The following is a 13463-nucleotide window of genomic DNA, read 5'->3' on the forward strand; positions in this document are numbered from 1 at the left end:
CAGATATTGTATGGTAGGGGAAAGAGCTGCTTCTCTATACTAGAATAAACCGAAAGAAAGGGGCTTCAAGTAAAAACACCATCGGATAAATTTAAATGGAATCAACTTGGTGAATTATATCAGTGGTTCACGGATACCTACGCTCATTTATCTCTGCAAGAGTTGAAAGCAAAATTAAATGAAAATATTAATTCTATCTATGCAATGATTGATTCGTTGAGTGAGGAAGAATTATTTGAACCGCATATGAGAAAGTGGGCTGATGAAGCGACTAAAACAGCGACTTGGGAAGTGTATAAGTTTATTCATGTAAATACGGTTGCACCTTTTGGAACTTTCAGAACTAAAATTAGAAAATGGAAAAAGATAGTATTATAAATTATATTTTTTAACTTTAAAAAATTTCATAAAAATGGTTACCAAAGGCGATAGAAGAAAAACTATCGTCTCCGGAAGTTCTGTTAAGAAGCAGTGAATGTATCTGCCATAGCTCTTTTGAGAAATGTTCAATCTCATTTTTTATATCATTTATGTCATCTTTATAGATAACACCAGTGGAATTTACTCGCTTTGCAATCTGGTTTATGTTATTTGTTGCATTTGAAAGTAGCCATTGTAGGTTTCTAAATGGTTCTAAATCTACAACATAAATCTCTTTTTCTGATACACACTTTCTAAGAAAGTGGGACATAGTTTTGCAATTTGCAAGTTTCATTTTCTTTTCAAAAACTTCTTTTTCTTCCTTAGTTAGTTTTATTTCTATTCTTTCATTTCTAAATCTATTTGCCATTTTATTCTCCTTTATAAAATATATTTAGGGGTCTTAGGGTTCTCCCTAAAAGTTTGCCCCAGCCAATAGTTTCCAATGAGAGTTTGCTCGAATTGATGAAACTATTAGGCGAGGGTACAAGGCAAAAATTAAAAAAAATGGAGCATTCCGTAAAGGTCTGCTCCATTAATTTTTCGTAAGTGGGTACTCACTTACTGTGCTTGCTACAAAAGAACGATTAAGATAGCAAGCATTAAGCATATTTTCAGAACAGTATATCAAATTTAACAAGAGATGGGAAGAGGGAGGCTCATATTTATGGTATAATAGTAAAATAAATAGCAAAAAATTATCAAGAAGCGAGACAAAAGGTATGGAGTTAAATAGAAAGAGTATTATCGAAAACGCCTACAATGGGTATATTTTTTCGGAGAAGAAAAATGTTGATAATGCGAAAGTTTATCGTTTTAGAAACGAAACGGGTACAGGAGAAATGCGTTGTTATGATTTGCTTGAAGGGTGCTATGAATTTAAGCTGGAAAATAATGAACGCGCATTTATTGGGAAAGGAGATTTAAGTGTTTTAGAACTTGGGAAAGTACCGTTTGAAAACTCTTGTATTCCCATGAAAAAATATGTAGGGCTTTCTCTTTTTATTGATATGAGTATAGCACAAAAGTCCATTTCAAAATATTTTCCATATGGAAATATAGATTTGTTTGAAATGCGGGATAAGGTGTGCAAAAATGGGGCGGCGTTAATTATCCGCTCTCGTCATGAAATCAATCATATTATTGGTGAATTATATAGGGTTGATGAGAGGATACAGCTTCCATATTCAATAATTAAAACAATAGAACTATTACTATTTCTGAGTTTAGTTGAAAGTAAAGACACACATAAACTTCCATCCTTTTCTGAGCCTGTGTACGAAGCAACTCAAGAATGCTTCAAAGCTCTTATGGAAAATCCTTTTGACAGATATTCTATTTCTGAACTGGCAAAAAAATATGCAATTTCTGAATCAAGTCTTAAAAGATGTTTTGCTTATATAACCGGAAATTCAATAGGCAGTTTCATTAAAAAAACTTGTCTTGAAGCGGCAGCAGAGTTACTAATTCATAAGTCAAGTATGTCTATCGGAGAAATAGCGGATTTAGCAGGATACTTAAATCAAGGCAAGTTTTCTTCAGCTTTTAAAAAACATTTTGGAGAGCCACCACCGGAGATAGGCACTATAAGGGCCTATCTCCGGTGGTGGCTCTCTAAAGAGGGCATTATTGCCCCCCCCAGTTGAACTGGGGGATTTTATCATTCCTATTCGGTGCCATAAAATGAGCGCCAGAGAAAAATTCCCTGACGCTCGCTTCTTGCCCAACTAAACATGATTGCTATTATGTAGAAAAAAGCAAGGGGATTTTCGAATATGTCGAAATATTTTCCTTCTGCTCTGCTAAGCACAAGAGAAAGAAGATGATATTTCAATAGTTTATAGAGGAACTTCTCTAAACAGAATGATTTGTTACATCGTTTTTATTGATTTTTTTTTGCTGTGCCCACTTCCGATATTCAGAAGGATATAGACCAGTACTTTTTTTGAAGTCTCTTGAAAAACGACCAGCATTACTATATCCAACAGCCAGAGCAATTTGCTCAATTGAAAAATCGGTGGAGCAAAGGAGATTTTCTCCCTGAGATAAACGCCGCTGTTGAATATATTCCGTAATGGTGCAGCAATAGACCTGCTTAAATGTAATTTTCAACTTTGTTGTTCCCATGCAGGCAATGCGCGCTAGTTTATCTAAAAGAATTTTTCTGTTGTAATGATCGTTGATATACGCAGCGACATTTTCAAGAGATTTTATATCCTGTGATGAAATACGGACTTTCCCTCTTTCTGGACTCTTTTTGTTATGTTCGACAATCAAAGCTACTGCCTCGAAAACTTTACTTTGGAAGAATAGTTTTGCGGCCATTCCATCTCCATTATAATTCCAGATTTTGCGTAACAGAGAAACCATTTCAGGGAAATCATTTGCTTGATCAATCTCGCGAAATGCTTCATCTGGATTTATATATTCATCTGGAAATGCTTCTTTTAGATACTTTTCATAGTAAGCAGGCATAATCTCTATACCAATCGTCCGAATTGGTATGTTTTTATGAAAAATTGCCTTGTATGGGTGCTGGCCTCCAAAGAATGTTTTTATACATCCCGCGGTAAGGCGCCGGTAAGGCATGATTTCTTCACCAGATACAGATTCGTAATAGGTGATGCTTAGGCTCTCCGGCCAGTTTAGGCTTTCCTGATCGAAAAATTCATCCTCGTAAAAATAGAAATCATGTATTTTGATATTAAATAGGTTTTTTTCACCGTATATCCAATAAATTCCCTCTCCAAATGATTCAGGCAAACAATAAAAGTTTCCAATAGAGCTAAATTTTCCATTTGGTGGCATTTTCTGAAAACCACTTTTTATCAACATAGTATTGAATTGAGCAGCAATATCAGACATAATCATCCTCCTCAGACACATTAGACATACTTTCAGACACATCGGACGACAATGGGCTGAATGTGTTGCGAAAGCAAATCAGTTCATGTATAATTTTATACAGCGGTTAGCTGGAACTAATCAAATCTTACCACATTGATTTTAAAAAGTCAAATGTGGAATATATCAAAATGGAGGAACAAAAAATGTCTAACACGAAATCCGGTCTTTCTGTCAAAGAACTTATCGTAGCAGGTGTCTTTTCCGCAATTATCTTTATCTGTATCAGCCTTAGCGGTGGTGTGTTTGCGATGATGCCAGCACTCACTTTCTACTATCCTGTCGGTGCTGCTCTTCTTGCTGGTCCAGTGTATTTGCTTATGGTTGCGAAAGTACCAAAGAAAGGCCCCATTTTTATTGCAAGTGCGCTTATGGCAATCTTTTGCTTTGTAACAGGTATGCACATTGGAATGACAATCGGCTATTTAATTGGTGGAGTACTTGCAGAAATTGTCGCACACACTGCAAATTATAAAAGCAAAAAAATGAATATTCTTTCGTATGTATTCTTTTGCTTGGGTGGAACTGGCACATATATTGCATATTTTATTAACCCGCAAACATGGGTAAATACTATGCTGGAAAAAGGAACGACACAGGAATATCTTGATAGTATGCTTGCATCTACCAGTTGGATTGTACTTGTAACAATGTTGATCGGAACAATAGTGATTGCTTTGCTCAGCGGTTTTGTTGGAAGCAAGCTATTAAAGAAACAGTTTGAAAAAGCGGGTATCACAGCGTGAATATACAGTACACAAAAATTCATAGTGGATTGTGTACGTTTGATCCACGTACAAAAATCTTGTTACTTGCAATCACTGTATTTGCCGCAACGATGGCTCCATCGTTGCGGCATGTATGGCTATTAGTGTTATTCATCACACTTTTTGGATGCACATGCGGGAAAGCCAAACGCTCTTTATGCCATCTGATCTTTTTTGCTTTATTTTATTTACTGACCCTTTACGTTCTCTCTCTTGAAACGGGTGTTGTATATACGATGTTTGTCGCATGGATGGGGCTTTTCTACAAAGTGTATCCTTGTGCAATGCTCGCTGGAATCATACTGTCCACAACGAGTGTAAATGAATTTCTGACAGCAATGAATAAAGCACATGTTTCTAAAAGAATATACATTCCGTTGGCAGTTATGTTGCGATATATTCCGACAATTCAAGAAGATTGGCACTATATCAAAGACGGTATGCGTTTAAGAGATGTACCACTTTCGTTTAAGGGTTTTATTCATCACCCTGGGATGACAATTGAGTGTTTGTATGTCCCGCTTTTAATGACTGCGTCCAAGGCAGCTGATGAACTTGCAATTGCATCTGTAACAAGAGGCATTGAAAATCCTCATTCACGGACCTGTCTGATACAAATCAAATTTAGAATACAGGATATTTTGGTAATCATTTGTTTCTTGTTTCTTTTGGCGTTGAACGCAGGTGAGATTGGAGGTGCGGTATGATCCAATTCAAAAATGTTGGCTTTGCCTATGCAGGGACAACCGCTTCCGAAATCGGAGTAAAACATATTGACCTATTTGTAGAAACAGGAGAATGCGTTTTGCTTTGCGGTCGTTCTGGGTGTGGTAAGACAACAATTACAAAATTGATTAATGGACTTATCCCTAATTATTTCCCTGGCGAGTTAAATGGCGATGTACAAGTGGATGACCTGAAGGTTTTTGAAACACCTACATATCAACTTGCTGAAAAAATCGGATCTGTATTTCAAAATCCGAGGACCCAGTTCTTTAATGTAGATGTGGACAGTGAAATCGCATTTGGAATAGAAAACGCGGCTGTCCCACCGGAGGAATTGCATCGTAGACTTGGAAATACTCTTGATGTCTTACATATCCGTCATTTGCAGGGACGAAATATATTTGAATTATCCGGGGGCGAAAAACAAAAAGTTGCCTTTGCGTCTGTGTATGCAATGGACCCGGATATTTACTTGTTGGATGAGCCGTCTTCTAACTTGGATATGGCCTCAATAGCGGACTTAAAAAAATATTTGCAGCTTCTGAAAAAAGCGGGAAAAACAATTTTAATTGCTGAACACCGCCTTTATTATCTTCTTGATATAGCAGATCGCATTGTATATTTGTCAGAAGGGGAAATCCAGGCAATTTGGACGTCAGCAGAACTCAGAAAGCTCTCGGATGTTGAAAGAAAGAATATGGGGCTGCGCGCTGTGGCGTTAGAAACTGTGTATCCAGTTGTTGCCAATGTTCCAATTCAAAAACCTGTACTGGAAATACAAGATGTATCACTATTTTACAAAAAGCAGATGATTATCAGTCACATCTCAATGCAGGCTTCTAAAGGTGAAATCATTGGCGTTGTCGGATGCAATGGAGCTGGGAAAACGACATTCCTTCGTGCTTTATGTGGGTTGCATAAAGGATCCACAGGGAAATTCTTGTGGCAAGGCAATGCACAAAATGAAAAGGAACGCATGAAGCGATCTTTTATGGTTATGCAGGATGTTAACTACGAATTGTTTGCAGATAGTGTAGAAGCTGAATGTACGTTTGGAATCAGATACACTGATCCTGCGCTGGTGAAAAGAGCATTAGATGATTTGGACCTTCTTTCTGTCCGTAAACGGCATCCGAACACACTTTCCGGAGGACAAAAGCAGCGGGTTGCTGTAGCCGTTAGTATGATATGCGGTAAGGAAGTGGTGGTTTTTGATGAACCAACTTCGGGTCTTGATTATGACAGCATGGAGCAAGTTAGCAAATTGATTCAGGACCTTGCAAAAAATAAAGTCATATTTGTTGTCACTCACGATTATGAATTTGTCTGCCAAACATGCTCGCGTCTGATTCGCTTTGATTGTCACGTTTTGGCAGATGATATTCCCGTTTGTATAGAAAACAAGGAAAGAATTTATGCACTTATGGAACAGGGGGAGAAAAAGTGATATGGAGCAGAAACAAGAAAACCCAATAAGACTTCTTTTGTCATGGTCGGGGAAAAGTAAACGGTATCTTTTTGCGTCCGTCGCCTGTGCTTTTGCAAGCGGCTTATTTGTAATAGGGCCGTATATTGGCATTTATAACCTTATGGATGCGATTTTATCCGAAAATATAACACAACGGTTATTGGTGAATAATATCGTACTGATTTCTGCAACAACTATCCTGCGTATGATTACTTTGGCTTGTTCAGGCGTTCTTTCTCATAAAGGAGCTTATGGTGCATTATATCGTGTACGTTGTATGATAGTGGAACATTTGGCAAAAGTTCCGTTAGGCGTACTGGATGATCATAGCACGGGAGAAATCAAAACTGTTTTAAATGAGGATATTGAAAAACTGGAACTATGCCTTGCTCATAATATTCCAGAGTTGGTAAGTTATCTCACAGGTCCGATAGTCATTTTTATTTATTTAATGACAGTAAACATTCCATTAGCGATAATTTCTTTGATTCCCCTTCCGATTGCAGGAATTGTTATGATACATCTTTTTAAGGGTATGTCAAGTATCATGCATGATTCAAACCAATCTCTTATTGCATTTAATTCGATTATGATTGAGTACATTCGCGGAATGCGGTTAATTAAAGCCTATAATATGGGAAGTAAATCGTTCAAAAAATTCTCGGATGCCATTAAAGAGGAAAACAGAGTATGGAATTTGATCTCGCGTAAAATGGGACCTCCCTTTGCAATTTTTATTATTATTCTGGAATGTGGAATGGTTCTTTTGGTTCCTATTGGTGGAATGCTGTTTTTAAGAAATTCTATCACTTCCAGTGTGTTTTTGCTTTTCGCTTATGTTGGTTCTCTATATTTAACTGAGCTACTTCCACTTCAGCAGTTAGGAACAACCTTTGCACAGGCATTGAATGGAGTTACTAAGACAAAGGAAATACTGGAGTTGCCTGTTTATGAAAGCGATGGGGATTTTCCTACACATTGTGATATTGCCGTTAAAAACATTTCCTTTTCATATGATGGGAAAAAGAATGTTCTGGAGAATTGCAGTTTGTATGTAGCTGAAGGAGAGAAAATAGCTCTGATTGGTGTTTCCGGTGCTGGTAAAAGCACAGTCATTGAGCTGATCTCCCGATTTTACGATGTGCAGGAAGGTCAGGTATTAATCGGCGGTATAAATGTAAAAAACATAAACTATGAAAAATTGCTTCAAAACATATCCATTGTATTTCAAAAGACGTTTTTGACCCGCGACAGTGTTTTGGAGAATATCCGTATGGGCAGTAACGCAACTCTGGAAGAAGTGAGGGCAGCCGCAAAAGAGGCACAGATTGACGATTTCATCATGTCTTTGCCAGATAGATATGATACGAAAGTAGGCAGTTTTGGCTCCCGTTTCTCTGGCGGAGAAAAACAAAGGATAGCGATTGCAAGAGCTATTTTAAAAAATGCTCCTATTCTGATATTAGATGAAGCCACAAGTGCAGCCGATCCCGAAAATCAGTTGGAAATAGATCGGGCAATTGAGAATCTTTGCAAAGGGAAAACCGTTTTGATTGTCGCACATCGTTTGGGTGCAGTTAAAATGTGTGATAAAGTGGCAATTGTTGAAAATCACACGATAACTGATGCAGGCACCCATGAAGAAGTCCTTTCCAGAAATAATTATTATAGAAAGGCATGGAGCGATTACAATGCTTCAAGAAAAATCGTCTATGGCGGGAAAGGAGATGAAGCATAATGAAAGAAACAGGGCCATTGCATAAAAATATCCACTTTAATATAGGCGTGATATTCACGGTTATTGAAGGTTTTCTTTCTGGATGCAGTTATATGACGATTTACCTAGTCATTCAGATTCTGCTCGGCAAGAAAACAACTACAACAGACATCTTAACGATCACAGGAGTTCTGTGCGTAGTCTATGCTTTGCGAGTGCTTATTTACAGTATAGGTTATACACAGAACCAGATCGGCGGGGCTGCCGTTTCAAAAAATCTTCGCCTTTTCCTTGGAGATAAATTTAAGAGGATTCCTCTCTTTCGCTTCACACATGGGCAGGTGGGGCAATATGTAAATACAATGACATGCGATGTAAATAGTTATGAACAAATATTGACACACAAGGTAAGTAACTTGACCAAAAATATTGCTCTGGCCGTTATGGTTATTGTATTTATCTGTTATTTGTATCTGCCCGCAGGAGGGATTCTTTTGCTTTCTACTTCCATGCTGATTCCTGAAATGTGGCTTTCTTTCCGAACGGTAAAAAAGTATGGAACCAGAAAAAATAAGGTTTCATCTGAAACAGTAAGCAGCATTGTGGAATATATAGAAGGTATTCAGACGTTTCGTGCATACGGCGTGGCTGGCACAAAAAATAAGGCAACCACAGAAGCAATGCAATTGTTCAGTCAGGTCAGCTTTGAATATGAAGCGCATGGTATTCCCATAAACTTTGCTTTTAACATTATTAACTGGCTTATGGTTCCTTTTATTATGTTTATTGGGATTTCTCCGTGGATGGCAGGAGAAATTCAGACGATTGATTTTCTGCTTTTATGTATGCTCCCTATGTTGCTGGCAAAGCTAATCGGGGCAATTTCAGTAGATTTGTTTAGCTACAAAAACCTTGTGATTTCAAAAAACAATATTTTAAAAGTAATCCATGAGCCAGAAGAAAACGGCAGTACAGAACCGTTCACAGTTAAGAATTATGAGATTGTTTTTGATAATGTGGACTTCTCCTATATTCCTGGCGAAGCAGTTTTGAAGGAAACTTCCTTTATAGTTCCAAATCAGAAATTGACTGCAATTGTTGGTGATTCCGGTTCCGGTAAATCCACCATCTTGAACCTGATCGCCAAATACTATGAGCCGACTGGCGGCGAAATCCGTATCGGCGGTAAGCCAATCAGTCATATATCCGCTGAGCGTGTGTTGGAACAAATTTCGATGGTAGATCAGGATGTATTTCTCTTTGATGATACCATTCGTGAGAATATCCGGCACGCCCGCCCCAATGCCACGGACGAGGAAATCGAGGCTGCCTGCCGGGAGGCTAATTGTGACGGCTTCATCCGCAGGATGGAAAAGGGATACGATACGCCGACCGGCGAAAACGGAAACCTTCTCTCGGGTGGTGAGCGTCAGCGAATTTCAATCGCCCGCGCTATCCTGAAAAACAGCCCGATCCTGCTTTTGGATGAAGCAACGGCGTCCCTTGACATCGAGAACGAACTGGCAGTAAAGCAGGCCATCGCCAATCTGCTGAAAGAGAAAAAGACTGTGGTAATGATTGCTCATACCCTTTCCATCGTCAAAAATGCAGATCAAATCCTTGTGGTATCTGGCGGAAAGATTGCTGAAGCCGGTACTCACGATGAATTGCTGGCTAAAGGCGGAAAGTATACGGCCATGTGGAACGCCGAACAGAAATTATCTGCATAAGGGAGGTCTTAATGAAACTTCATGCGTCCGGGGAGGACTATCTGGAAACCATTCTTGTTCTTCAAAAGAAATTCGGTATGGTACGCTCCGTAGATGTGGCTCGGCACATGGAGGTGTCAAAGCCCAGTGTGTGCCATGCAGTAGCAACCCTGCGGGACGGTGGCTTTCTCACGATGGACAGCGATTATTTCCTGCACCTGACCGAGATCAAAGATTATGGTATCAGATACCTAAGAGTAATCTTTATCGGTTCCCTCTTTGTAAATTTTACACAGTCCGCAAACATGGTTATGCGTGGCGAAGGTCTAATGAAAAAAGCCATGATGATAATGGGACTTGGAGCTTTACTGAATATCATTCTTGATCCGATTTTAATGACAGTTATGGGTGAATACGCCATTGAAGGTGCTGCCCTTGCAACGATTACAGCACATGTTGAGACGGTAACTCTATTATCCAAACTTAATACAGAGCACCATTTGGATATATAAATAGGTGAAGATGAATTGTCTAAAATTGATAGACAAGAATTTATTACAACGAAAATTAAAAGAATATATAGATATTGCTGGTGAAATAAACGAATAAAATTTAAAAAAGGTACGGGGGTGCGGACAAAAATTTGGACAGTTTTTATGCAGCAAATCCAAGTTTTCTCCTATACTCTACAGGACTAAGATTTCCCAATGACGTTTTAATACGCTCTTCATTATACCTAGAAATATAATCATTAAGCTCCTGCATGAATTCAAATATGTTGACTCCTGGCCAATCCTTATTGTAAAACATCTCTTTTTTTAGTCTTCCAAAAAAAGCCTTCACAAGCAGCATTGTCGCCAGTACAGCCTTTTTTAGACATGGAGCGAGTAAGGCCCGCCTCATCCATACGCTGAATCCAACTCGGCCAACGGTAGTGACATCCACAATCTGAATGGACCGTGGGATTCTCATCATACTTAATCCATGGCTTCTACTTTGTGTTTTTGTGGTTAGTAACACTTTATCAGATTAGCCATGGATTATTTTATTTATTTGTTGCATTTCATATTACAAATCACTATAAAGTGTATTCCGAAAAAATTAGTTGACACTAACTTAAAATTATGCTACAATAAAACTGACAGTTTTGTCAGTTTTGTTTACAAAGAGAGGTATATATTTTGGAAGGGAAAAAACAGAAAGCCAGTCAAATCAGAAAAAAAGAAATATTAAATGCAGCTAAAAAGGTTTTTTTAAGGAAGGGTTTTGCTGACACGGTAATGGAAGATATTATTGTTGAAACCTCGCTTTCTCGAGGAGGTGTGTATTACCATTACAAAAATAAAGTTGAGATATTACATGATTTAATGCGAGAAGGTATGGCTTATCGAGTCGACAAGATTAATGAAGTTCTGGCAGAGTATTCGGGAGAGCTAGATGCTAACGCTGTAGCACATATGATTGTCGATAAAGTACTTGATGAAAGTGAACTCATGAGCGTATATGCCATATATCTTCAGGCTACGAAAAACAATGATGACCTAAAGAATTTGTTCCCAATTTTGGTCGAAGAATCCTTAAAGGCTGCATATATAGGAGTTAAAGTTGCAAAGAAAGATGGGTGCGAATATCTCACAAATGACTTTTTAATATTTTTTATGAATACAGTTATACTAGGTTGTGAAATCTTAGATGGGGCAAGGGATAGCTTTATAAATAATAGAGAGTTTTTTATAGAAATAATAAAGCTGTTTATTGATAGTTATGAAAAAGGTAAAATAAGGTAATTTTTTTTAAACTAATAGTTAGTATAAGCTAACTGAAAAGGAGATGAGTTAATGAAGAAAAAAAATGATGAGTTGATTTGCTCTGCTTCGGACAGCAAGAAACTCAAGCAAAATAAAAATTTAATAAAAGAGGTAGAGAGTTTAAACTTGGATGTTCCTGATGAGATTATGCAGCGAATCGAAAGTGATGTAGAGCAAAGCGAAAAAAAACCTAAAATCAGTATGGGTGGTTTAAATAAAGCACTTATGAGTGTAGCACCTGAGTATAAGGGTAGGATGCGAATTTCTGTTATTTTTGCCTGCATTGGAGAGCTTTTTAGTTTTTCTACCTATTTTTTTAGTGCTTATGCAGCAGGATGGCTTATAAAAAATGCCGGGGGTAATCCAGTCGGCTTTCATGCGTTAATGAAATATGCTTTTTTTGCAATAGGATCACTGCTCCTTTACTTTATATTTACAGGATTCAGTACAATCATTTCACATAAAACCTCTTTTTCCATACTTGCAAAACTTAGACAGACTTTGTTTGAAAAATTAAAGGTAATTCCAATGGGGTACTTGGTGGATAATCCTGTAGGTAAAATTAAGGTAATTATCATGGATCGAGTAGCAGATATGGAAGACTGGGTAGCCCATTTGATGCCTGAGCTACCTAGCAGGCTTTTGCATCCGATACTCTGCACAGTTATTTTGTTTTATTTAGATTGGCGTATAGGATTATCAATATTTGTGCCGCTACCAATTGTTTTTTTAGCGATGATTACAATGATGTATAAATACCGTAGCAGAATGGCGGTGTGGCTATCAAGTTATGCTAATGTTGCCGACAGAAGTGCGGAGTATGTTCGTGGAATTCCTGTAATCAAAGCATTTGCACAAGACAAAGTTTCGTATGGAAAGTTTGCAGATGCGGTAAAATTCTATCATTTTTCAACGATGAAATGGTGGAAGCAAAGTTGGTTTGGCAAAGCACTTATGACGGCTGCAATGATGACACCACAGATAGTGAGCTTACCTTTAGCTTTCTATTTATATGGGAACGGGCAAATAGGCATTGAAACATTGCTTTTATCACTTATTCTGCCAATTGCTATCCTTCCACAAGCTTTTGCAATCATGATGAGCTTTGAACTTTTTCAGATGGCTTCCAATACTTGGGTATCCATACAAGAATTGCTTGATATGCCTGATCAAAAACGTCCTGATGCAGAAAATAAAGTTACTATAGATAGGGGCAAGGGAATAAAATTTGATAAGGTAAGTTTTTCTTATCATGACGGAACCGAGGTATTGCATAATATTTCTTTTGAAACAAGCCCCGGAGAAGTGACTGCGCTTGTCGGGCCTTCAGGTGGTGGAAAATCTACAATTGCAAAGCTTTTAGCAGGATTTTGGGATCAGTCATCGGGTAAAATTTCCATTGGTAATGTTGATACAAAGAATATTTCATTTAAACAGCTTGCTGAAGAGATTTCTTACGTTTCACAAGATAATTTTCTTTTCGATGTAAGTATTAGAGATAATATTCGTCTTGGAAAGCCTAATGCATCCGAAGATGAAATTATTGCGGCAGCAAAAGCTGCTTATTGCCATGACTTTATTATGGCACTTCCTAAAGGGTATGATACAAAAGCAGGAGAAGCAGGAGGAGCAATGTCGGGCGGTGAAAGACAGAGAATAACTCTTGCCAGAGCAATTTTAAAACCTGCATCAACCATTATTTTGGATGAGGCGACAGCTTATGCCGATCCTGAAAATGAAGCTCTCATCCAAGAAGCAATATCGAATCTAGTAAAGGGGAAAAATCTTGTGATGGTTGCTCATAGGTTAAATACAATCAAGCAGGCACACCAAATAATTCTAATCGATAAAGGTCAAATTATAGCCAAGGGTAAACATGAAGAACTGATGGAAGAGCCACTTTATGCAAGCCTGTGGAAACAATATTTAGGGGAGGAATAAGAC

Annotated in this window: 11 protein-coding genes and 2 pseudogenes; 10 read left to right on the plus strand and 3 right to left on the minus strand. The window is 38.0% G+C overall.

What is annotated here, in order from left to right; genetic code table 11:
- Nucleotides 1-51: 51 nt before the first annotated feature.
- Nucleotides 52-378: pseudogene (locus BN30_RS09345) on the plus strand (ClbS/DfsB family four-helix bundle protein); the annotation flags it as partial.
- A gap of 16 nt (nt 379-394) precedes the next feature.
- Here the strand turns inward: BN30_RS09345 and BN30_RS06980 are convergent.
- Nucleotides 395-790 (minus strand): plasmid mobilization protein, encoded by a 396-nt coding sequence (locus BN30_RS06980; RefSeq protein WP_019214789.1) that lies wholly within the window; start codon nt 788-790, stop codon nt 395-397.
- A gap of 352 nt (nt 791-1142) precedes the next feature.
- Here BN30_RS06980 and BN30_RS06985 point away from each other — a divergent pair, with 352 nt between their 5' ends.
- Nucleotides 1143-2066: a helix-turn-helix domain-containing protein gene (locus BN30_RS06985; RefSeq protein WP_019214790.1), complete on the plus strand. Its 924-nt coding sequence runs from the start codon at nt 1143-1145 to the stop codon at nt 2064-2066.
- Between the two features lie 208 nt (nt 2067-2274).
- On the opposite strand, the gene BN30_RS06990 is transcribed toward BN30_RS06985, so the two are convergent.
- Entirely contained in the window at nt 2275-3285 is a 1011-nt protein-coding gene (locus BN30_RS06990) for a helix-turn-helix domain-containing protein (RefSeq protein ID WP_019214791.1), read from the minus strand.
- Nucleotides 3286-3470: 185 nt separating this feature from the next.
- Between BN30_RS06990 and BN30_RS06995 the strand changes: the two genes are divergently transcribed.
- From BN30_RS06995 to BN30_RS10420, 6 genes are read left to right on the plus strand one after another with little or no spacing between them, the layout of a single operon-like run.
- A complete protein-coding gene (locus BN30_RS06995) occupies nt 3471-4070 on the plus strand; it encodes an MptD family putative ECF transporter S component (RefSeq protein ID WP_019214792.1) in 600 nt (199 codons plus the stop codon).
- Entirely contained in the window at nt 4067-4798 is a 732-nt protein-coding gene (locus BN30_RS07000) for an energy-coupling factor transporter transmembrane component T (RefSeq protein ID WP_051149417.1), read from the plus strand. The genes BN30_RS06995 and BN30_RS07000 overlap by 4 nt, the downstream gene beginning before the upstream one ends.
- A complete protein-coding gene (locus BN30_RS07005; RefSeq protein ID WP_008901340.1) occupies nt 4795-6264 on the plus strand; it encodes an ABC transporter ATP-binding protein in 1470 nt (489 codons plus the stop codon). The genes BN30_RS07000 and BN30_RS07005 overlap by 4 nt, the downstream gene beginning before the upstream one ends.
- 1 nt (nt 6265) lies before the next feature.
- Nucleotides 6266-8023: an ABC transporter ATP-binding protein gene (locus BN30_RS07010; RefSeq protein WP_019214794.1), complete on the plus strand. Its 1758-nt coding sequence runs from the start codon at nt 6266-6268 to the stop codon at nt 8021-8023.
- Nucleotides 8023-9732, plus strand: coding sequence for an ABC transporter ATP-binding protein (locus BN30_RS07015; protein ID WP_019214795.1), 1710 nt, complete (start codon nt 8023-8025; stop codon nt 9730-9732). The genes BN30_RS07010 and BN30_RS07015 overlap by 1 nt, the downstream gene beginning before the upstream one ends.
- Before the next feature lie 11 nt (nt 9733-9743).
- Nucleotides 9744-10223, plus strand: coding sequence for an MATE family efflux transporter (locus BN30_RS10420; protein WP_019214796.1), 480 nt, complete (start codon nt 9744-9746; stop codon nt 10221-10223).
- A 142-nt stretch (nt 10224-10365) separates the two neighbouring features.
- Here the strand turns inward: BN30_RS10420 and BN30_RS09350 are convergent.
- Nucleotides 10366-10684, minus strand: a pseudogene (locus BN30_RS09350) (transposase); the annotation flags it as partial.
- 208 nt (nt 10685-10892) lie between these two features.
- Between BN30_RS09350 and BN30_RS07030 the strand changes: the two are divergent.
- Nucleotides 10893-11498 carry a TetR/AcrR family transcriptional regulator gene (locus BN30_RS07030; protein ID WP_019214797.1) on the plus strand — a complete coding sequence of 202 codons (606 nt, stop codon included), beginning with the start codon at nt 10893-10895 and terminating at the stop codon, nt 11496-11498.
- Nucleotides 11499-11549: 51 nt separating this feature from the next.
- Complete coding sequence (locus BN30_RS07035; RefSeq protein WP_019214798.1) at nt 11550-13460, plus strand: ABC transporter ATP-binding protein; 1911 nt, start codon at nt 11550-11552, stop codon at nt 13458-13460.
- The last annotated feature ends 3 nt before the right edge of the window (nt 13461-13463 follow it).

The sequence above is a fragment of the Fenollaria massiliensis genome (assembly GCF_000312505.2).
Classification (GTDB): domain Bacteria; phylum Bacillota; class Clostridia; order Tissierellales; family Peptoniphilaceae; genus Fenollaria; species Fenollaria massiliensis.

Excerpts from the sequence above, each read along its gene's own strand:
- BN30_RS07035 (WP_019214798.1), top strand. The coding sequence starts at position 11,550 with ATGAAGAAAAAAAATGATGAGTTGATTTGCTCTGCTTCGGACAGCAAG.
- BN30_RS06995 (WP_019214792.1), top strand. The coding sequence starts at position 3,471 with ATGTCTAACACGAAATCCGGTCTTTCTGTCAAAGAACTTATCGTAGCA.
- BN30_RS06990 (WP_019214791.1), bottom strand. The coding sequence starts at position 3,285 with ATGTCTGATATTGCTGCTCAATTCAATACTATGTTGATAAAAAGTGGT.
- BN30_RS10420 (WP_019214796.1), top strand. The coding sequence starts at position 9,744 with ATGAAACTTCATGCGTCCGGGGAGGACTATCTGGAAACCATTCTTGTT.
- BN30_RS07010 (WP_019214794.1), top strand. The coding sequence starts at position 6,266 with ATGGAGCAGAAACAAGAAAACCCAATAAGACTTCTTTTGTCATGGTCG.
- BN30_RS06980 (WP_019214789.1), bottom strand. The coding sequence starts at position 790 with ATGGCAAATAGATTTAGAAATGAAAGAATAGAAATAAAACTAACTAAG.
- BN30_RS06985 (WP_019214790.1), top strand. The coding sequence starts at position 1,143 with ATGGAGTTAAATAGAAAGAGTATTATCGAAAACGCCTACAATGGGTAT.
- BN30_RS07005 (WP_008901340.1), top strand. The coding sequence starts at position 4,795 with ATGATCCAATTCAAAAATGTTGGCTTTGCCTATGCAGGGACAACCGCT.
- BN30_RS07015 (WP_019214795.1), top strand. The coding sequence starts at position 8,023 with ATGAAAGAAACAGGGCCATTGCATAAAAATATCCACTTTAATATAGGC.